General features: G+C 65.5%; 14 protein-coding genes. 9 read left to right on the top strand and 5 right to left on the bottom strand.

Translation table 11 applies throughout. From position 1 onward, the window contains the following. Positions 1-100: 100 nt before the first annotated feature. The gene (locus K9B35_RS19040; RefSeq protein WP_224923585.1) at positions 101-1297 is read right to left on the bottom strand and encodes an exo-beta-N-acetylmuramidase NamZ domain-containing protein; all 1197 of its coding nucleotides are present in this window, start codon (positions 1295-1297) and stop codon (positions 101-103) included. 111 nt (positions 1298-1408) lie between these two features. On the opposite strand from K9B35_RS19040, the gene K9B35_RS19035 reads away from it, so the two are divergent. Then, the gene (locus tag K9B35_RS19035) at positions 1409-1855 is read left to right on the top strand and encodes a DUF4126 family protein (RefSeq protein WP_224923584.1); all 447 of its coding nucleotides are present in this window, start codon (positions 1409-1411) and stop codon (positions 1853-1855) included. 55 nt (positions 1856-1910) lie between these two features. Here the strand turns inward: K9B35_RS19035 and K9B35_RS19030 are convergent, their stop codons facing one another. After that, positions 1911-4304: a TonB-dependent receptor gene (locus K9B35_RS19030; protein WP_224923583.1), complete on the bottom strand. Its 2394-nt coding sequence runs from the start codon at positions 4302-4304 to the stop codon at positions 1911-1913. Positions 4305-4456: 152 nt separating this feature from the next. Further along, on the bottom strand, positions 4457-5131 hold the full coding sequence (locus K9B35_RS19025; RefSeq protein ID WP_224923582.1) for a DOMON-like domain-containing protein: 675 nt from the start codon (positions 5129-5131) through the stop codon (positions 4457-4459). 18 nt (positions 5132-5149) lie between these two features. Between K9B35_RS19025 and tyrS the strand changes: the two genes are divergently transcribed. Then, positions 5150-6376, top strand: a complete 1227-nt coding sequence (gene tyrS, locus K9B35_RS19020) for a tyrosine--tRNA ligase (RefSeq protein ID WP_224923581.1) — start codon at positions 5150-5152, stop codon at positions 6374-6376. A 114-nt stretch (positions 6377-6490) separates the two neighbouring features. Beyond that, a complete protein-coding gene (locus K9B35_RS19015; RefSeq protein ID WP_224923580.1) occupies positions 6491-6829 on the top strand; it encodes a PilZ domain-containing protein in 339 nt (112 codons plus the stop codon). A 221-nt stretch (positions 6830-7050) separates the two neighbouring features. Here the strand turns inward: K9B35_RS19015 and K9B35_RS19010 are convergent, their stop codons facing one another. Continuing rightward, positions 7051-7446 carry a hypothetical protein gene (locus K9B35_RS19010; RefSeq protein ID WP_224923579.1) on the bottom strand — a complete coding sequence of 132 codons (396 nt, stop codon included), beginning with the start codon at positions 7444-7446 and terminating at the stop codon, positions 7051-7053. 125 nt (positions 7447-7571) lie between these two features. Further along, positions 7572-9629 carry an ATP-dependent DNA helicase RecG gene (gene recG / locus K9B35_RS19005; RefSeq protein ID WP_224923578.1) on the bottom strand — a complete coding sequence of 686 codons (2058 nt, stop codon included), beginning with the start codon at positions 9627-9629 and terminating at the stop codon, positions 7572-7574. A gap of 169 nt (positions 9630-9798) precedes the next feature. Between recG and K9B35_RS19000 the strand changes: the two genes are divergently transcribed. From K9B35_RS19000 to K9B35_RS18975, 6 genes are all read left to right on the top strand, one after another. Beyond that, the gene (locus K9B35_RS19000; RefSeq protein ID WP_224923577.1) at positions 9799-10065 is read left to right on the top strand and encodes a succinate dehydrogenase assembly factor 2; all 267 of its coding nucleotides are present in this window, start codon (positions 9799-9801) and stop codon (positions 10063-10065) included. A 129-nt stretch (positions 10066-10194) separates the two neighbouring features. Beyond that, complete coding sequence (gene mfd / locus K9B35_RS18995) at positions 10195-13668, top strand: transcription-repair coupling factor (RefSeq protein ID WP_224923576.1); 3474 nt, start codon at positions 10195-10197, stop codon at positions 13666-13668. A gap of 46 nt (positions 13669-13714) precedes the next feature. Further along, positions 13715-15325, top strand: a complete 1611-nt coding sequence (locus K9B35_RS18990; protein WP_224923575.1) for a hypothetical protein — start codon at positions 13715-13717, stop codon at positions 15323-15325. A gap of 452 nt (positions 15326-15777) precedes the next feature. Then, on the top strand, positions 15778-17148 hold the full coding sequence (locus tag K9B35_RS18985; RefSeq protein ID WP_224923574.1) for a tetratricopeptide repeat protein: 1371 nt from the start codon (positions 15778-15780) through the stop codon (positions 17146-17148). Between the two features lie 8 nt (positions 17149-17156). After that, complete coding sequence (locus K9B35_RS18980; protein ID WP_224923573.1) at positions 17157-18272, top strand: helix-turn-helix domain-containing protein; 1116 nt, start codon at positions 17157-17159, stop codon at positions 18270-18272. Between the two features lie 69 nt (positions 18273-18341). After that, positions 18342-20321 (top strand): S41 family peptidase, encoded by a 1980-nt coding sequence (locus tag K9B35_RS18975; RefSeq protein WP_224923572.1) that lies wholly within the window; start codon positions 18342-18344, stop codon positions 20319-20321. Positions 20322-20392 lie beyond the last annotated feature (71 nt).

Here is a 20392-nt window from a genome sequence, read left to right as displayed (position 1 = left end):
GGAGTTTTGCCGGGCTGCTCCCGGCCGTCTGCGCGGCCGCCCCTCCACCACTCGCTGCGCGAGCGGTCCCCCTCCCCTGCTGCGCAGGGGAGGAATAGCTTTAGTAGAGCAAGAACCGCGCCCGCAGCTCCACCCACGCCGCCTCATCGGCCCCGGCAGCCGCATCCAGATCCCCCGGCGCCGCCGCAGCATCATCAACCCATGCCCGCAGCCCCGGCCCGCCATTGATCACATCGATCGCCAGCTTCTCGAACTCATATTCATACGGGAAGTCCCGCCACAGATCGTAATCCGGGTAGAGCGCCCGGATCGCCTTGAACCCCAGCGCCTGCAGCCGCCACGGCTGGAACGCGTCATGGTCGTACCCAGCCCCCTCGGCATGGATGAACACGCCGCTGCACAATTGCCCGACATGCTTGTGAAAGGTCGGCTGGAACCAGAAGTCGCGCAGCGTGCAGCCCGCGGTCCATTCCGGCGCGATCCGCCGCATCTCCGCAATCACCGCCTTGCCGTCGATGTCGGGCGCACCGAACAGCTCCAGCGCGCGCGTCGTCCCGCGCCCCTCGGACAGCGTCGTCCCCTCCAGCATCACCGTGCCGGCATAGGCGCGCGCCATGTTGACGTTGGCGGCATTGGGGCTGGGGTTGATCCACACCCGCTCGGGCGGCCAGCCGAACCCCGGTGCCGCATCGGGCACCCATCCCTCCATCGCGATCACGCGATATTCGACGTTCAGCTTGAAGTGATCGATGAACCACGCGCCCATCTCGCCCAGCGTCATGCCATGCCGCATCGGCATCGGCCCCGCCCCGACGAAACTCTCCCACCCGGGCAGCAGCGTCAGCCCCTCGACCGGGCGACCCGCCGGGTTGGGGCGGTCGAGCACCCACACTTCCTTACCATGCGCCGCCGCCGCTTCGAGCATGTAGAGCAGGGTCGTGACATAGGTGTAGATGCGACAGCCCAGATCCTGCAGGTCGATCAGCACCACGTCGAACGTGTGCATCGACTGCCCCGTCGGCCGCCGCACTTCGCCATACAGGCTGAACACCGGCATCCCGTAAGTGGGATCGGTATAGTCCGGCGATTCCATCATATTGTCTTGCAGGTCGCCGCGCACGCCATGCTGCGGCCCGAACACCGCCGACACGTCCAGCCCCGCCGCGACCAGCGCGTCGAGGCTGTGCGTCAGGTCCGCCGTCACCGACGCCGGATGCGCGAGCAGCGCAACGCGACGGCCCTTGAGTTGTCCAAGCAGCGCGGGGTCGGCGATCAGCCGGTCGATACCGAAGTTCATGGCGCTTCAGGTGCCGGGGTTCGCCGTGCAACGCAATCGGCTTTGTCGTCGCCGCGCCGGACCCAAGCGTCGGTCTGGCCGTTGAGCGGTTAAATCACGAGGAATTTCCAGATGCTTCGATCGATCCTGCTTGGCGTCGCCGCCGGCTCCCGCGCCATGACCCCTCTTGCGGCCGTCGCCAACGCTGCCCGCACCGGCACGCTACCCCGGGATAGCGACGCCCCCGACCTGCTCGCGCATCCGCTGGTCTCGGCCGGGACCACTGCACTCGCCGTCTATGAATTGATCGGCGACAAGCAGCACAGCGCGCCGGACCGCATCATCACCCCCGCCGTCGTGATCCGCACGCTCAACGCCGCGTTCGCCGGGGCGATGGTCGCGCCGCGCCGGCATCGCTGGGCCGGAGCCGCCGCAGCCGGAGCCACGGCGGCGGTCGCATCCTATATCAGTTGGCGAATTCGCATGAAATCGATGGAGCGCAACAGCCAGGAAGCGACCGGCTTTATCGAGGACGCACTGGTCGTCCCCGCCGCCATCGCGGCTGCCACCGCGCGCTAACGGAAAGAGGCGACCCGGTTTCCCGTGTCGCCCCCTTTCCCTCAGGTTCGGACCATCAGAACGAAGCCGCCACCTGCACATACCAGCTGCGCGGGCGGGCGAAGATGCGCTCGGCATAGCCCAGCGTCGCCAGCGATGCGTTGCCCTGGATCAGATACTGCTCGTCGAACAGGTTGTTGACGCCACCGCTGACCTCGATCCCGTTATCGAGCTTGAGCGTCAGCGAGGCATTGCCGACGAAATAGCCATTCTCCTCGATCAGCGGGATGCTGCCGGTGATGAAGGTGATCTTAGACTGGTAGCTGCCATCGACGCGCGGCGTCAGCGTCGTGCCGCCACCCAACGGGATCGCATAGCCCACCCCGAAATTGGCCTGCATATCGGGCGTGAAGGGCAGATCATCGTTGGGCGTTACCGTCGCGGTCGCACCGGGGATCGGCGTGATGGTCTTGATCTTGTCGTCGAGGATGCTGATGCCGGCGTCAAACACCAGACCCCACGGGGTCCGCAGGCTCGCCTCGGCCTCCAGTCCGCGAATCCGCGCCTCTCCCGCGTTGAACAGCAGCGGCACCACGCCCTGGCGGAAGATCAGCTGAATGTCCTGATACTCGGCCTGGAACGCGGCGAGGTTCAGGCGCAACCGCCCGATATTGGTCTTGGCACCAATCTCGTAGCTGGTGACGCTTTCCTCGGCGAACGGCACCGGCAGATTGCCCGCTGGCGCCGCATTGTAGCGGGTGTTGTAGCCGCCCGACTTGAAGCTCTTCGCGTAGGACGCATAGGTGCTGATCGCGTCGTTCCAGCGATACTGGATGCTCGCCGAACCCGTCAGCGCCGAGAAATCCTGCTGGAACGGGCGGTTGAAGATGAACAGCGGCCCGCCTTGTGACGTCGCCAGCGTCGGCAGCGGGCTGGGGTCCGGCAGCGTCGCGGGGAACAGGTTCAGCACCGTCCCGCGATAATTCTTGCGATCGCTGGTGTAGCGCAGACCGCCGCTGATCTCGAGCGCGTCGGTGATGTTCCACGCCAGTTCGCCGAACACCGCGACGGAGTCGGTCTTGAGCCGCGAGACCTGAAGGTCGCGCGATCCCGGCCCGCCTGCCAGCAGCGATCCGATCACCGGCGGCGATGGCGGGAAGGCGAGCGGCACGGTCGCGCGCTCGTCGGTGACTTCGTTGAAATAATAGCCGCCGACGATCGCATTGACCGATCCGAAGTCGAGCTGAAGCTGGACCTCCTGGCTGAACTGCGCCGATTGCGCGGCGACATCGGTGGTGATCAGCAGCAACGGCGTGTTGTCGCCATCGCGGATGCCGCGCGATTGCGTCTCGCGATACGCGGTGATCAGCTTCACCGACGCGACATCGGTCAGCCGGATGTTGGCGGTCGCGGCGAGGCCCCACACTTCCGAATTGCTCTCAACCGGCGCAGTGCCACCATTCACATAGGGCCCGCGATCCTGCAGGTCATTGGCGCAGCGGATATCGTTGACCATCGGCACGTTCGGCGCACCAAAACGCGGGTCACCCGGCACCAGCGGCGCGAACGGGATCGTCGCGCCGGGGCAGCCCGCCGCGACGCTGGCGATCGCCGCGACCGGCGCCTGCTCGTTGATCCCGGCAAAGGTAAACGGCGCGCCATTCTCGTCCTGCTTGCTGTAATCGGCGCGCAGGAACAGGTCGAAGTCGCTCGACGGCTCCCACAGCAACGATGCGGCGAGCGAGAAGCGGTTTTCGTTACCCAGATCGAGACCATCGACCGCACGGATCACATAGCCATCGCGCTTGCGGAACCCGCCCGACACGCGCGCCGCTGCGGTCGTGCCTAGCGGCACGTTGACGACGCCAAAGCCCTCGATCAGGTTTTCGCTGCCGCCACGCACCCGCGCCCGGCCGCTGAATTCGCCGAGCTTGGGCTGCTGCGTGCGGACGAGGATCGCGCCGCCAATCGTGTTGCGACCGAACAACGTCCCCTGCGGCCCGCGCAGCACTTCGACGCCCGCGATATCCCCGAAATCGATCGCGCCACCCACGGCGCGGCCCAGATACACTTCGTCGAGATAGACGCCGACACCCGGATCGACCGCCGCGGTCGGATCGACCTGCCCGACGCCGCGGATGAACACCACCGACGATGCGCTGTTGCCCGACAACTGGCCGGCGGGCTTGAACTGCAGGCTCGGCGTGATCCGCTCGAGATCCTGCGTCTGGGTGATCTGCCGTTCCTGCAGCATCTCCGCGCTGAACGCGGAGATGGCGACCGGCGTATCCTGAAGGCTTTCCTCACGGCGCCGCGCGGTGACGAGAATCTCGCCCTCCGCCGCCGGAGTCGCCTCTTCCGCTGCATCCTGCGCCAGTGCCGGCGCGGCTGCGGTAAAGCTCAAAAAAGCCGCAATCGCGGCGATGCTGGATGCTGCGCGTCCCTGCGCGCGCGAAGTCCCTCGACCCATCGTCACACTCCCCTGTCACCCGCGATTCTTGGCGATCGGCGGTGCGATATTACTCACATCCGGAATTGTTCTTGTCAATAACAGTTATGCGGTGAAACTATTCGTGCGGAGCGCAGATGGTTTGCAATTACAACGATCTACTGTCGTCGCGATTACGGTGCGGCGGGGAGCTCCAGGACGAACCCGTCCGGGTGATGAAAGTCCGGCTTCTCCCCCGGATGCGCCAGCGCCCAATAGGATTTGGTGCCATCGGCTTCTTCGATCACGGCGGTGATCGATGCCAGCGCACCCCCCGCCCAACCGAACTCCGCATCTTCCAGCAGCGCGCTCAACGCATATTGCGACGACGGCCCGTCACCGACATCGCCGACATTGAGCTCCGCCATCATCTTCGCAGTCTCGGCATCGATACCCAGGGCCGTCAGGTGCGCGGTCATCCCGGCCGCGAACTGCGCCGGATCGGTGGAGGTGATGCGCGGCGGCTTCACCACCAGTTGCTCCATCCCTTCGCGATAACCGTCGAATCGATAGGCCGCCCACTCGCCCGAGGGTGAAAAGTTGAACTCGCAATACCCCGCTTCGCCGGGACGTCGCAGGAACAGCTCAAAGCAGGTCCGCTGCCAAAGCCCGTCCGCGCGCGCCGGAACCACGGCCGGCGGCAGGCGCAATGCTTCCGGCGGCTCACCCACGATGTAATCGAAACTCCAGTTTCCCGGCCCCTGCCAGCTGATCGAGCACACCACCGACCCGATCGCGCTCGGCGGCGTGTCCGGATGGGGGATAAGCGGCACCACGCTCAAGAACGTTTCCAAGACCAATGCCTCCATGCTAACCGCCCGCGCACCATGACCGAATACGCATCCGATCTGCTCCGCACCTTGTCCGACCGTGGCTACATCCACCAGGTCACCGACGCCACTGCGCTCGACGCGCTGGCCGCCAAGCAGATCGTGCCCGGTTATATCGGATTCGACCCCACCGCGCCCTCGCTGCATGTCGGCAGCCTCGTCCAGATCATGCTGCTGCGCCGGATGCAGCAGAGCGGGCACAAGCCGATCGTGCTGATGGGCGGCGGCACCGGCAAGATCGGCGACCCCAGCTTCAAGGACGAAGCACGCAAGCTGATGACGGACGAGGTCATCGCCAGCAACGTCGCGTCGATCAAGACGGTGTTCGAGAAGTTCCTGACGTTCGGCGACGGCCCCACCGACGCGGTGATGGTCGACAATGCCGACTGGCTCGACAAGCTCGAATACATCCCGTTCCTGCGCGACATCGGCAAGCATTTCTCGATCAACCGGATGCTCAGCTTTGATTCGGTCAAGCTGCGCCTCGACCGCGAACAGTCGCTCAGCTTCCTCGAATTCAACTACATGATCCTCCAGGGCTACGACTTCCTCGAGCTCTCGCGCCGTGCCGGATGCCGCCTGCAGATGGGCGGGTCGGACCAGTGGGGCAACATCGTCAATGGCATCGAACTGTCGCGCCGCGTCGACGGGACCGAAGTCTATGGCGTCACCACCCCGCTGATCACCACGGCGGACGGCGGCAAGATGGGCAAGACCATGTCGGGCGCGGTGTGGCTCAACGAGGACGCGCTCCCCGCCTTCGATTACTGGCAATTCTGGCGCAACACCGACGACCGCGATGTCGGCCGTTTCCTGCGCTTGTTCACTGATCTGCCATTGGACGAGATCGCCCGATTGGAAGCGCTGCCGGGCGCCGAGATCAACGAGGCAAAGAAGATCCTCGCCACCGAAGCCACCGCCATGTGCCGCGGCCGCGACGCCGCGCTCGCTGCGGAGGAAACCGCCCGCAAGACGTTCGAGGAAGGCACTTCGGGCGACGCGCTCCCGACCCTGTCGGTCAGCGGCGAAATCAGCGTCGTTGACGCGCTCGTCGGCCTCGGCTTTGCCGCGTCCAAGGGCGAAGCCCGCCGCCTGATCAAGGGCGGCGGCGCACGCATCGATGGCGAAAAGGTCAGCGACGAGGCGGCAACCGTCACGGTCGGTGCGGCGGAAGTGCGCGTCTCGGCGGGCAAGAAGCATCACGGCCTGCTGCGCCCGGAGTGATAGGCACCCGTAGGACTACGTAAGTAACGACTGGTAACCAATCCCCTTGCGGAGCTGTTTACGCCCGGCGGCCTACCCAGATTGACATCGAGCCACGAGTCGGTGGGGGCCAGTATGAGTTTTCAGTTCTCGTCCATTGTGCGGGCCACCGCCGCCGACAGCGATCGTCGGAACACCGACCGCGACGAAGTCCATTTCCGCGCCCGCGCCTTCGGCCCCGACGCCCAGCCGCGCACCCTGCTGATCGTCAACATCTCCCCCCACGGCCTGATGGCGCGGTGCGAACACCCCTTCGCCGAGGGCGACCGCCTGCGCGTGATGCTCCCGGTGGTCGGCGTGGCTCCTGCAGAAATCCGCTGGGCGCTCGGCGGCCGGATCGGGGTCAGCTTCGATAGCGCGGTCGATCTGGCGAGCTACTACGAGCTGTTGGCGCAGATGCTGAAGGCGGGGTGATCTTCTTAGCCCCTCCCCTGAAGGGGAGGGGCGAGATTGCCTCACCCGCCCCGCCAAAACCCCATCGTCACCCCGGCCTCGTGCCGGGGTCCACCCCTCCCCAGGCGCAGCGCTCCAGCCTCAAGCCCGACGCCCGCCTCCCGGTGGACCCCGGCACAAGGCCGGGGTGACGGCTGAAATTGGGTCGTAAACGCTGAGTAGCGAGCCTCGCCAAGACTCAACTATTGGACAGTTTTAGGCGTTAGCGAGGCTATCAATGCGCGCACGCGTGGCAACTCACTTTCCGAGTAATGTTTGGCCCACGGCGGCAGATCGTCACCGCTGGACAAGGCTTCCTCGAGGGATCGCTCTCTATATATTAGCAGAGCCAACTCCCCCTCGTTGCGCCAAATCATTTCTCTACAAATGGCCTCCTGGATCGCTTCCTCGGGCGTCCGTTCGCGCTCCCCCCAAAAAAGCAAATCACTTAGTGTCCCGTGCGGCACCTGCTGGTCCATCTTGCCAATCCAAGCGTCCACAACGGCTTCGGGTTCGTCGCCCTCAAGCGCTGTGCTGTAGCTTTCCCAAAGACTGAGAAGCTCCTCTTTCAGTAGGATTGGCGACCGATCGTTTTCCATGGTTTCCAATGCTTCGCTCTGGATTTACGTATGAATTAAATCGATGCGCCTGTTGAAGGTTGGCGTCAGCTGATGTCCGCAAGGGTGCGGAAACCGGCCAATCGGCGATTATGCAGCACCGCCCCCTACCCCGCCCGCAACAACCCCACCGCAGCATCCCGCTCAAACAAATACAACGCCACCCGCGCCGCCTGCCCGCGCGCGCCGTCCAGCCCGCCGTCGCGATCGACCAGCAGCCGCGCATCGGCGGTCGCCGCCGCGATCAGCTCGGCGAACTTCTCCGGCGGGGCCAGCCGGAACGTCTGTTCCCCCGATTGCCGCGTCCCCAGCATCTCGCCCGCGCCGCGCAGGCGCAGATCCTCTTCAGCAATGCGGAACCCGTCATTGGTCTCACGCATCAGCGCCAGCCGCGCGCGCGATGTTTCGCTCAACGTGCCCCCGCGCAGCAGCACGCACACCGACCGCCCCCCGCCGCGCCCGACCCGGCCGCGCAGCTGGTGCAGCTGGGCGAGCCCGAACCGGTCCGCTGCCTCGATCACGATCAGCGTCGCGTTGGGGACATCGACCCCCACCTCGATCACCGTCGTCGCGACCAGCACGCCCAGCTCGCCGGCGGAAAAGCGCGCCATCACCGCGTCCTTTTCCGGCCCCTTCATCCGGCCATGGACGAGGCCGACGCGCTCGCCGAACCGCGCGCGCAGCGATTCGGCCCGCGCCTCGGCAGCGGCAAGGTCGGTCTTCTCGCTCTCCTCGACCAGCGGGCACACCCAATAGGCCTGCCCCCCGCCCGACAGATGCCGGGCGAGGCCGTTGACGATCTCCTCCAGCCGCTCCTCGCTGATCACGCTCGTCTCGATCGGCATCCGCCCCGGCGGCATCTCGTCGAGCTTGCTGACATCCATCTCGCCATGCGTCGCGAGTTGCAGCGTGCGCGGGATCGGCGTCGCGGTCATCACCAGCAGATGCGGCGCAGTCTTTGCCTTGGCCTGCAGCATCATGCGTTCGGCGACGCCAAAGCGGTGCTGCTCGTCCACCACAACGAGGCCGAGATCGCGATACTCGACCCCCTGCTGAAAGATCGCATGCGTGCCGATCAGGATGTCGATCGATCCATCCGCGACCCCCATCAACGTCGCCTCGCGCACCCGCCCCTTGTCGCGCCCGGTCAGGATCGCAATTTCGACGCCAAGGCCCGCGAACAGCTTGCGCAGCGTCTCATAATGCTGGCGCGCGAGGATTTCGGTCGGGGCCAGCATCGCCCCCTGCGCCCCCGCCTCAACCGCGATCAGCAGCGCCATCGCCGCCACCAGCGTCTTGCCCGCGCCGACATCGCCCTGCAGCAGGCGCAGCATCGGGCGCGGCTGCGCCATGTCGCCCTCGATCTCGCGGATCGTCCGCGCCTGCGCCCCGGTCGGCGTATAGGGCAGGCTCAGCGCATCGCGCAGCCGCCCGTCCCCGGCCAGCGCCCGCCCCTTCTTCGCCCGCGCCGCGCCGCGCACCAGCATCAGCGCCAGCTGATTGGCGAACACCTCGTCATAGGCCAGCCGGTCGCGCGCCTTGGTGTCCGCGGGATCGGCATGAATCCGCGCCAGCGCCTCGCGCCACTCGGGCCAGCCATGGCGGTCCTTCAAACTCGGCTCGATCCATTCGGGGAGCTCCGGCGCGCGCGCCACCGCCTGCGCCGCAAAATCCGCCAGCCGCTTCGACGTCATCCCCTCCGACAGCGGATAGATCGCCTCACGCCCGCCCGGCCGCGGCTCGCTCAGCGCGACGATCTCGGGATGCACGATCTGCAGTTCCTGCCCGTACTGGTCGAGCCGCCCCGACACCCATTTGGCCTCATTCAGCGGCAGCTGCTTCTTCGCCCAGCCGCTGTTCCCGCCAAAGAACACCAACGTCACATAATTGCCGCGCGCATCGGTTGCCTCGACCCGCGCCGGCGCCCGCGCACTCCCGCTCATGCGGTAATTCACCGGGGTCAGCTGAATCGCGATCGTCCGCCCGACATCGGCCTGATCCAGCTCTTCACGCGGCAGCCGGTCGATCCACCCGCTCGGCAGATGAAACGCGACATCCACCACCCGCGCCAGCCCCAGCCGCTCCAACGGCTTGGCCAGTTGCGGCCCCACGCCCTTGAGGACGGTGACTTCGGCAAAGAGGGGATTGAGCACTTCGGGACGCATCGCGGCCTGACTATCACCCTCCCCCGCGTCGCGCCATGCGCCGCGACGCCCTGTCCGAAGGGGAAGATGCCGCCCGCTGGCAATTCGCCCACCCCGGGCCTAAATGGGATCAAACCCACCCCAGCCGACAGCGCAATTTCGCGCCGTCGGCTAATCTGTGTTGGAACCCATGGACCGCGAAACCCGCATCAAACGCCTCCGCTTCCGCGCCTGGCACCGTGGCGTCAAAGAAGCCGACCTGATGATCGGCGGATTCTTCGACGCGCATCACGCCGGCTGGACCGATGCCGAAATCGAGACGTTCGAAGCGCTGCTTGAGGAACAGGATGTCGACATCATGGCCTGGGCGATGGGGATGCAGCCGGTTCCCGCCGAATATCAAGGCACGATCATGGCCGCGCTCAAGACGCTGAACTACGTGCCGATCGCCCGCTAACTCCAAGCCGTCACCCCGGCCTTGTGCCGGGGTCCACCGGGCGGCCAGCGCGACGATAGAGCCTCTTGCCGATGCGCGAGCGGCACAGTGGACCCCGGCACAGGGCCGGGGTGACGAAAGAGATCAAAATTGCCCGACCTCAACCGCATCCTCACTGCCAAGACCCCGCTGACCCTGTCCGGCGTCCCCACGGGCTTCCTCCCCTGGCTGCTCGCCGACCTCGCGCGCGCCTCGACCAGCGGCGCGGTCTATATCGCCCCCGACGAATCCGCGATGCGCGCGGTCGCCTCCACCGCGACCTTCTTCGCGCCCGAGCTTGAGGTTATCCAGTTCCCCGCCTGGGACTGTCTCCCCTATGACCGCGCCAGCCCCACGCTCCGCGTCATGGCCGAGCGTATGGCCGCGCTGTCCGCGCTCCAGACGACCACCACCAAACCGCGCCTGATCCTCACCACCGTCAACGCCGCCAGCCAGCGCACGCTGACCCCGTTCCGCATCCGCCAGATGACCGCGCGCCTCGCCCCGGGCGAGCGCATCTCGCTCGACAAGCTCGCCACCCTGCTGTCCTCCAACGGCTATGTCCGCACGGACACCGTCCACGACAGCGGCGAGTTCGCGGTGCGCGGCGGCCTGGTCGACCTCTACCCCTCGGGTGCGCCACAGGCGCTGCGGCTCGATTTCTTCGGCGACGAGATCGAAAGCGTCCGCACCTTTGACCCCGCCGACCAGCGCACCACCGGCCGCGTCGACGGCTTCACCCTCCTCCCCGCGTCCGAAGCGCTGCTCGACGAGGACACGATCAAGCGCTTCCGCACCCGTTACCGCGAGAAGTTCGGCGCCACCGCCACCGGCGACCCGCTGTATCAGGCGATCAGCGACGGCCGCCGCCTCGCCGGCATGGAACATTGGCTCCCGCTGTTCGAAGAGCGGATGGAAACCCTGTTCGACCACCTCCCCGCCGGCGCGGTCGTCGTCCGCGACGCGGGTGACGCCGGCGCCGCCGAAGCCCGCTTCGAAGCCATCGCCGACTATCAGGCCAACCGCGTCCGCGCCCAGTCGACCGACGCCGGCAGCTACCGCCCGCTCGGCACCGACCAGCTCTACCTCCTCCCTGCCGAGTGGGAGACGCGCCTCAAATCCGCCCGCGCGCACCTCGCCACCCCGTTCCACGAGCCCGAAAGCGCCACCGTCCTCGACTTCAACGTCGATGGCCCGCGCGACTTCGCCCCCGAACGCGCGGCGCAATCGAACATTTACGAAGCCGTCACCGACCACCTCGCCAGGCTGCGCAAGGCCGGCAAGAAGCCGATCCTCGCCAGCTACTCCACCGGCTCACGCGAGCGGTTGAAGGGCCTGCTCGCCGATCACGGCCTGACCAGCACCGTGCTGGCGGACGGCTGGCAGGAGGCGCTGGGCGCCGCAGCGGGCGGGCGCGATTCCGCCAATGTCGCGCTTATCGTCCTACCCCTCGACCACGGCTTCACCGCGCCCGACATCGCGCTGCTGACCGAACAGGACATGCTCGGCGACCGGCTGATCCGCCGCAACAAGCGCAAGAAGTCGACCGACGCCTTCCTCGCCGAACTCGCCACCCTCTCCCCCGGCGACCTCGTCGTGCACGCCGAACACGGCATCGGCCGCTACGAAGGGCTCACGCAAATCCCGGTGCAAAAGGCACCGCACGATTGCGTGGCGCTCTCCTATGCCGGCGGCGACAAGCTCTACGTTCCGGTCGAAAACCTCGAAGTCCTCACCCGCTACGGCTCGTCCGAAGAGAGCGCGACCCTCGACCGCCTCGGCGGCGAAGCATGGCAGCGCCGCAAGTCGAAGATGAAGGAGCGCATCCGCGAAATCGCGGGTGAACTCATCGCCACTGCCGCCGCCCGCGCCGTCCGCCCGGGCGAGGTGATCGACCCCGATCCCGGCGCCTACCCCGCCTTTGTCGACCGCTTCCCGTTCAGCGAGACCGACGATCAGGAACGCGCCATCGGCGAAACGCTCGACGATCTCGCCGCCGGCCGCCCGATGGACCGGCTCGTCGTCGGCGATGTCGGCTTCGGCAAGACCGAGGTGGCTCTCCGCGCCGCCTTCGTCGCGGCGATGGCCGGCTATCAGGTCGCGATCGTCTGCCCCACCACGCTGCTCGCGCGCCAGCATTACACCAACTTCGTCGCCCGGTTTGAAGGGTTCCCGCTGCGCATCGGCCGCCTCTCCCGCCTCGTCCCCGCTGCCGAGGCCAAGGCGACCAAAGAGGGGCTCGAGAACGGCACGCTCGACGTCGTCGTCGGCACCCACGCCGTTCTCGCCAAGGGGATCGAATTCAAGCGCCTCGGCCTGGTCGTGGTGGATGAGGAACAGCGCTTCGGCGTCACCCACAAGGAACGGCTAAAGGGCCTCAAGGCCGACGTCCACGTCCTCACCCTCACCGCCACCCCGATCCCGCGCACGCTGCAAATGGCGATGTCGGGCCTGCGTGAGCTGTCGGTGATCCAGACCCCGCCGGTCGATCGCCTCGCGGTCCGCACCTATGTCATGCCGTGGGATCCCGTCGTCCTGCGCGAAGCCCTGCTGCGCGAACATTATCGCGGCGGACAGTCCTTCTTCGTCACCCCGCGCATCGCCGACCTGCCCGATGTCGAGAAGTTCCTGCGCGAGGACGTGCCCGAAATCCGCTACGTCGTCGCGCACGGCCAGATGGCCCCGACCGAGGTCGAAGAGCGCATGTCCGCCTTCTACGACAAGAAGTACGAGGTGCTCGTCTCCACCTCGATCATCGAATCCGGGATCGACATCCCCAGCGCCAACACGATGATCGTCAACCGCGCCGACAAGTTCGGCCTCGCCCAACTCTACCAGCTGCGCGGCCGCGTCGGCCGGGCCAAGACCCGCGCCTATGCCTACATGACCACCGCCCCCCAGCGGCAGATGACCGAAGCCGCCGAAAAGCGCCTCAAGGTCCTCTCCGACCTCGAATCGCTGGGCGCAGGGTTCCAGCTCGCCAGCCATGACCTCGACATTCGCGGCGCCGGCAATCTGCTCGGCGACGAACAGTCCGGGCACATCAAGGAAGTCGGCTACGAACTCTACCAATCGATGCTGGAGGAAGCGATCATGGACGCCAAGGCCGGCGGCATGGCCAGCGACCGCCCCCGCGACCTCTCGCCCCAGATCACCGTCGACGCCCCGATCCTCATCCCGGAGGGCTTCGTCCCCGACCTCGACCTGCGCATGGGCCTCTACCGCCGCCTCAACGATGTCGAGGACCGCGCGGGGATCGAGGAATTCGCCGCCGAAATGATCGACCGCTTCGGCAAACTTCCGCAAGAAACCGAAAACCTCCTGCTGCTGATCGAGGCCAAGCTGAACGCCAAAAAGGCGTGCATCGCCAAGATCGACGTCGGCCCAAAGGGCGCGCTCGTCACCTTCCACGAAGACAAATTCCCCAGCGTCGACGGGCTGCTGGCCTATGTCGAGCGGCTGGACGGAACCGCCAAACTGCGCCCGGACATGAAGCTGGTGGTCTCCCGCGCGTTCGCGACGCCACGGGCCCGGCTGAACGCAGCGGTGCAGATTTCGCGGGGGTTGGCTAAGGCGGCGGGGTGAGGGGGTGTTCCCCTTAGCTCAACGATGCTATGCATTTATCGACTGCATGACGAAGAGAACGCTGAACTCTGACCAGCTAGGAAAAAAGGGCGAGAGTCGCTTTCCGGATCTTTGTATAGACGCCGGCTTGGTTCCCAATGCTTCAACGTACGATCGACGCGGCTGGGACTTTATCGTTGACTGGCATCACCCCTACGGATCATCAGCGCTCGACGCCCGCCCCGCTCCGCTCTCCTGCCTAGTTCAGTTAAAGACGATCTGGACAAGTTCTAAGACAATCAAGCTTCGGCTTTCGTCTATTGAGTATCTTGCAAAAGATTCTAGGCCCACATTTATTTATGTGCTTCGCGCCAACGACGATCTGACGTTTGTCGACGCGCGAATTATACACATCAATGGCGATTTTCTCGCTCTCATTTTGGCCGAGTTGCGAAAGGCACGCCTCTCCGATTCAGCCCCCAATTCAGTAACTATCCGAGTTCGGCTAGATCCTTGGTTCGAGACGTTACCAGCGACAGGGGAAGCACTACGCGCCGCGATGGAAGGGGCGGTTGGGCCTTCGTTGTATGAATACAACTTGAAGAAACAACGCGAACTCCGGGAAGTGGGATACGAGAATGGTGGCGGCCACTTCATCACAACAACGTTTACCGGCACTATCGATCATATAGTCGAAGCGTTCTTCGGCATGCAGCCCCTCGATAATATCAGAACGACCGCCTACGAACGTCGGTTTGGCATGGATGTCCCGATCCCCAGCTTATCGGAAGAGTGGAGCAGTGTTAAATTCGAACCGATACCGACTGACACTGCAACTATCATCGTATATGATGAACCGAGTCGCCCGCCATTCAAGTTCCACGCAAACGTAATTAGACTCCCATCGAATTTGCTTCCATGCGATCAAATGCGATTACTTTTGCGTACTCCACTACTTGATTTCCTGCTAAGTGCAGAATTTTCAAATGAAGCAAGGGCCTCTCTCTCACTCAATTTACGGACTAACAGTGCGCGCCTCGAAACAGCGACCGCAACAGCGGAAAAATGGTCGGCGCTGTACGGATTTCTCGCAGCTTTTAGAGAGCGACCTTTAACGTTTGAGATCAACTTTAATAAGATCGCGCAGCCTATCGTCGGCACAATGACCAGCGACAAGGCCGATGCAAACACAAAGTGGAGTAGGCCGGCGCAGCTTTGCGCTATCGCCAACCATGCTCTCAAGCTGATCGGCCGGGAGGACACCGAACTCTCGATTGCCGATATCGGCGCAGTGGATCAAGATCTCGCAGTTCTTGATGCAGTTATCAATGACCCGAGTACACTATCCCGCCTATCAACGACCACGGTGCGCATGCCGGGGCCTGTTGAAGGCGATACGATTCAAGCGATATACTTCAAGCGCTTTCCTCTTGGACTTGTGAATATAGCTTATGCAACCGAATTAACACTTGCAGCGAAGATCGAGGGAGAAATGATCGTATGGACAGGCAGCGTTCCCGCTCTAATTGATATCGCCTATGTCGGTGGGACGGACGCCGACTACGATCGATACATCGAACGCATCAAATCCAAGACCGGAGTGATGAGCTACTTTGCAGCCAGCACCCCACACTATCAGGACCAACTTGAGGAGTTTGCAGGGGATGCGTGCGCGTGAGATCGACTTTGATCATCATAGCTTTCATCTCGCTAAGATGATCCGTCTAAGTCGATTGGCGCTGCCAACGTGCGGAGTAACCCCTTGCAATGTTGGACCCGATATGTTCTCATCCCTCGGTCGAACCCCGACCGCTCTTTGACCCCGTCGATCGCCCCGCCGCAGGACCTCGGCTGCCCCCGGCCCGAACCTGACACCCCGCCTTACACACCCGTATTTTTGTCAGCTTCGTCAGTCCCGCCCCGCCGTCACCGCGCAAAAACCGTCCGAAGCTGACAGGATGAATCGCGTTCAGCGTAATTTCGTCAGGTTCGCCGATCCGCCGCCCGGCCACCGCGTCCCCGCCCCCACCCAATGCCAATCGCGAATCGCAATCGCCGCAAGATCGGCTAGTGGCGATGATCGGCGCATCGGCGGGTGCGTCGGACGATCGATATGGTAAGGACGACCGCGTGACCGACACCGCATCCCCTGATCGCCTGGCCGAGGCGCGCGCGGCGCTTGCCGCGGCGATGGCGTTGCACGAACGCGGCGATCTTGAGGGCGCGGAGGCCGGCTATCGCAACGTGCTGGCGCTCGACTATCGCGCGACCGACGTGCTGCCGCTGCTCGCCGGCCTGCTCGGTCGCCTCTCCCGCGCCGAAGACGCGCTCGCCGCCTGGGGTGAATTGCTGGCGATCGAACCCGATCACGCCATCGCGCTGCACGAACAGGGCCTGACGCTCCACTGGCTCGGCCGCACCGAAGCGGCGATCGTCGCGCTCGAACGTGCCTGCGCGCTCGACCCCGACAATCCGATCGCCGTCGGCAACCTCGCCGTCGCGCTGGCCGATGCGGGCCGCACGCTCGACGCGATCCGCCAGTTCCGCCGGGCGCTGACGCTTCAGCCCGGCAATCTGCATCTTCAGCATCAGTTGCGGCGGCTCGGCTCGGCCGCGGTGCCCTTCTGGCACATCCCGATGATGAACGACGCGCCGCGCAACGACGCGTTCGAAGCCGCGCTCAAGGCCGCACTGGCGATGGCCGGCCCGCAAGCCCGCGTCCTCGACATCGGCGCCGGCAGCGGCCTGCTCTCGCTGATGGCCGCGCGGGCCGGGGCGCGCAACGTGGTGGCGTGCGAGATGGAGCCGATGATCGCCGAAATGGCGCAACTGATCGTCGCCCATAACGGCTATGCCGACCGCATCACCGTGCATGCCAAGCCGTCGACCGACCTTGCCGTCGGCGCCGAACTCGATGCCCCGGCCGACATCCTCGTCTCCGAAATCCTGTCGAGCGACCTGCTCACCGAAAAGGTGCTGGACACGTTCGAGGACGCCCACCGCCGCCTCCTCGCCCCCGACGCATTGGTGATCCCCCGCGCCGCCACCGCAATGGGCTGCCTCGTCGCCAGCGATTCCCTCGCCGACTATGCCTTTGTCGGACAGGTCTCGGGCTTCGACCTCTCGCCCTTCACCAGCTTTGCGCCACAGCGGTTGCCGGTGCACGGCACGATGACCGCCTGGAACCGCCTGTCCGACGATGTCGAACTGGTCCGCCTCGACCTGACCCAGCACAAGCATGACGCGACGCTCGCCCGACTGCGCATCCCGGTCACCGCCAGCGGCCGCGCGATCGGCATCGTCCAGTGGATGCACATCGACCTGTGGGACGGCATCGCCTTCGAAAACCACCCCGCCAGCACCACCGACGGCGGCTGGCTGCAACTGCTCCACAGCTTCCCCGCGCCGATCGATGTGGTGGCCGGCGAAACGCTCGACATCGCCGTCGGCCACGACCGGATCACGCTGATCCTGATGCCATTGGCGGACTCCGGGGCCTAGCTGCGGCGATGATCCGGTTCGGGCCGATGAGCATCACGCTGCTGATCTGCGCGGTACAGGGTCTGTTGCTCGCCGCACTGTTGCTGCGCGCCCGCCGTAACCGGGCGGCGAACCGCTGGCTGGCGCTGCTGATCGTGGCGGTCGCCGCACTGATGACGCCGTACATCATCGGCTATGCCGGCTTTTACGACAAATGGCCCTGGCTCAGCTTTGCGCCGCTGTCCTACACCCTCGCCTTCGGCCCGCTGCTGTTCCTCTACACCACCGCGCTGATCGGCCAGCGCCCGGCGCGGCTGTGGGTGCATTTCGTGCCGGTGGCGGTGCAGTTCGTCAGCTACGCGGCGCTATTCCCGTTGCCGTTGGCGACCAAGGACTGGTGGAACACCCATGTCCATGCGCCGGTCATCGACCCGCTGTTCGACATCGCCGCGCCGATCAGCATCGCGGCCTATGCCGCGATCGCGTATCGCGGCTACCGCGCCTACCGCCTATGGCTCGACAGCAACCGCACCGACGGGGTGGATTACGAGCCCAACTGGATCCGCAACTTCATCGCTGCGCTGGCGGTGATCATGCTGATCTGGGCCGGGTTCGTGATCGCCAAATGGGCCGATCCGGCACGCGATTATTTCGCCCAGTTCCCGCTCTACGTCGCGTTCTCCGTGCTGGTACTCTATCTCGGCATCGGCGGCTGGCGCCATTCGGAGACCGCGTTCCCGCCCGCACTCCCGCCGCCCCAGCCAGACCCAGCGGAGCCCGCCACCGGGCGCGACTGGGCGGCGCAGGGTGCCGACTGGCTGGCCCGTCTGGACAGCGCGGAATGGTGGCGCGATCCCGCGTTGACGCTGGCCGCGCTGGCGCGGCTGCTCGGCACCAACACCAGCTATCTGTCGCGCGGGCTGGGCGCTGCTGCGGGCGAGAATTTCAACGCGATCATCAACCGCCGCCGGGTGATCGCGTTGCAGGTGCTTCTCGAGGAGCCGAACGAACACCGCGACCTGCTGACCCTGGCGTTCGAGGTCGGGTTCAATTCCAAGGCCAGCTTCAACCGCGCCTTTCTGGAGATGGCGGGAATGAGCCCGAGCCAGTGGCGGCTCAAATCACAAAAAGCGCGCGCCGCCTGAGCATTGAGGCGCGACGGCGCGGGGTTTGCGCCACATCGGCTTCGTTACCGACCCGCTGGAGCGACCCCGATGAACCGCCTGTATCTTGCCGCTGCCCTGTTGGCCCTGCCCCTCCCACTAAATGCAGCGGCGGCCAATCCCAATCTCGCCGAAACTCCAGCCACGCCGCGCTACACCCCCCGCCTGCTTTCCGCCGAAGAGGCGCGCCGCGATGTCGCGTTGCTGCGCCGCGCACTCGAGACGGTGCATCCCGGACTCTATCGCTACACCACCAAAGCCGGGATCGACGCAGCATTTGCGCGGCTGGAGTCCGCCGCCAGCGCGCCGATCACCGACCTTGCCCTGCATGGCGAAGTTGCCCGCCTGCTCGCGACGATCCACTGCGATCATACCAAGGCGGAAATGTCCGACGCGATCACCGCATTCCGCACCGCCAACCCCACGCATCTGCCACTGCGGTTCCAGCTGATCGAAGGGCGGATGATCGTGCTTTCGACCGATGCGCAGGCCGGCGCGCCGCCGGTCGGGAGCGAAATTCTCAGCATCAACGGCATGCCGGTCCCACGATTGCTGCTCCAACTGGCACCGCTGACCTCCTATGACGGCACGACCGATCAGGCGATCGCGGCCAAGCTCGCCGATGACAGCGACCTGATGGGCGATGACTTCAACGAGAATTACCCGGCACTGTTCGGCTTTCCCGATGCATGGCGGATCGAATGGAAGCCTGTAGGCGACACCGCGTCGACCACCGCCGATCTTCGCCCGATCCGCTTTGCGCAATGGACCAGCCTCGCCGGGCCGGGCGCCCGCTATCGTGGAGACTTCTACAACAGCGTCAGCTGGCGGATGAATGGCAAGACGGCGCGGCTGGGCATCGATACCTTCGTCAACTACCGCAACCCGGTTCAGGCAACCGCATTCCTGAACGGCTTCTTCGCCGCGATGGCAGAGGCCGGGACCGATCATCTGATCCTGGATCTGCGCCGCAATGGCGGCGGGTCGGACGAAGTGCCGGTGGCGCTGGGCCGCTATCTCATCGACAAGCCCTTTGTCTGGACGAAACCGCAGCGGCTCAAGGCGGTGCGCTATGGCGACCTGCCGAACCATATCAGCGCCTGGGGCGACCGGGACGCGCTGTTCAACCCGCCGCTCGACGCGTTCACCCGCGCCGCTGATGGCTGGTATGAGCGCACGCCGGTGCTGCGTGGCGCGGCGGTCACCGATCAGGACACCCGCTTCGAACAGCAACCGGTCAGCCAGAACCGCTTCACCGGGCGGCTGACGATCCTCAGCGGCCCGCACGCCGGCTCCGCCACCACCATGGCCATCGCGCAGCTTAAGGAAAAGGCGGGCGCCACCATCGTCGGCGAAGACAGCGGCGGCAGCGCCGAAGGGCCGACCGCAGGCCGCATCTTCCTGCTCAACCTGCCCGCCAGCGGGATCAAGCTGCGCGTGCCCGAAGCGTGGAACCGCACGGCGATCACCCGCTTTACGCCGGGCAAGGGCGTGGGCGCAGATCAGCTGGTGGTCCCGACGCTGGCGGATTTTCAGGTCGGTCGCGACCGCGCGATCGCGGTCGCCCAAGGCGCCCTGCCCGCCCGCAGCGACAGCGCGGCGCTGGTCGCCACGGCGCTGACCGGCGATTGGACCGGCACGCTCGACTATCGCGATTATCGCAAGGATACCCGCACCACCCTGCCGACGCTGATGCGCAGCGATGGGCAGGCGCTCGCCTGGACGTTCGACGACGGCCCCGGCAAGACCGTGCGCTCGACCGAGCGCTGGGTGTTCGATGCAGCGGGTCGCTCGCTCACCATTACCAGCGGCAGCAACCAGCCCGAGCCGTGGCGCGTGGTCGAATCCCGCGCATCGGCCGATGGCACCTCGTTCACGCTAGTGCTCGATGGCGCGAGCGAAGAGAATGGGCGGCGGGTGAGCGCGCGCAAGATCCTGACCCGTGATGGCAACCGGCTGCGCATCACCAAGCAGACGCAGGCGGCGGGGGAGCCATTTCTGATGCGCCAGAGCTACGAACTACACCGTTAAACGGAGCGGAATGCCGCTGCGCACCGGGGGCGAGGGGATCGATCTGGTTCGCCCCTGACCCGCCCCATCTT

Source organism: Sphingomonas sp. R647, assembly GCF_020177055.1.
Taxonomy (GTDB): domain Bacteria; phylum Pseudomonadota; class Alphaproteobacteria; order Sphingomonadales; family Sphingomonadaceae; genus Sphingomonas.
Note: the sequence above shows the minus strand (reverse complement) of the source record. Positions and strands in the feature narration are given on the sequence as shown.

What these genes read in the sequence shown, in the direction of transcription:
- K9B35_RS19040 (WP_224923585.1), bottom strand. Translation starts at nt 1,297, where the DNA reads ATGAACTTCGGTATCGACCGGCTGATCGCCGACCCCGCGCTGCTTGGA.
- K9B35_RS19035 (WP_224923584.1), top strand. Translation starts at nt 1,409, where the DNA reads ATGCTTCGATCGATCCTGCTTGGCGTCGCCGCCGGCTCCCGCGCCATG.
- K9B35_RS19030 (WP_224923583.1), bottom strand. Translation starts at nt 4,304, where the DNA reads ATGGGTCGAGGGACTTCGCGCGCGCAGGGACGCGCAGCATCCAGCATC.
- K9B35_RS19025 (WP_224923582.1), bottom strand. Translation starts at nt 5,131, where the DNA reads ATGGAGGCATTGGTCTTGGAAACGTTCTTGAGCGTGGTGCCGCTTATC.
- tyrS (WP_224923581.1), top strand. Translation starts at nt 5,150, where the DNA reads ATGACCGAATACGCATCCGATCTGCTCCGCACCTTGTCCGACCGTGGC.
- K9B35_RS19015 (WP_224923580.1), top strand. Translation starts at nt 6,491, where the DNA reads ATGAGTTTTCAGTTCTCGTCCATTGTGCGGGCCACCGCCGCCGACAGC.
- K9B35_RS19010 (WP_224923579.1), bottom strand. Translation starts at nt 7,446, where the DNA reads ATGGAAAACGATCGGTCGCCAATCCTACTGAAAGAGGAGCTTCTCAGT.
- recG (WP_224923578.1), bottom strand. Translation starts at nt 9,629, where the DNA reads ATGCGTCCCGAAGTGCTCAATCCCCTCTTTGCCGAAGTCACCGTCCTC.
- K9B35_RS19000 (WP_224923577.1), top strand. Translation starts at nt 9,799, where the DNA reads ATGGACCGCGAAACCCGCATCAAACGCCTCCGCTTCCGCGCCTGGCAC.
- K9B35_RS18990 (WP_224923575.1), top strand. Translation starts at nt 13,715, where the DNA reads ATGACGAAGAGAACGCTGAACTCTGACCAGCTAGGAAAAAAGGGCGAG.
- K9B35_RS18980 (WP_224923573.1), top strand. Translation starts at nt 17,157, where the DNA reads ATGATCCGGTTCGGGCCGATGAGCATCACGCTGCTGATCTGCGCGGTA.
- K9B35_RS18975 (WP_224923572.1), top strand. Translation starts at nt 18,342, where the DNA reads ATGAACCGCCTGTATCTTGCCGCTGCCCTGTTGGCCCTGCCCCTCCCA.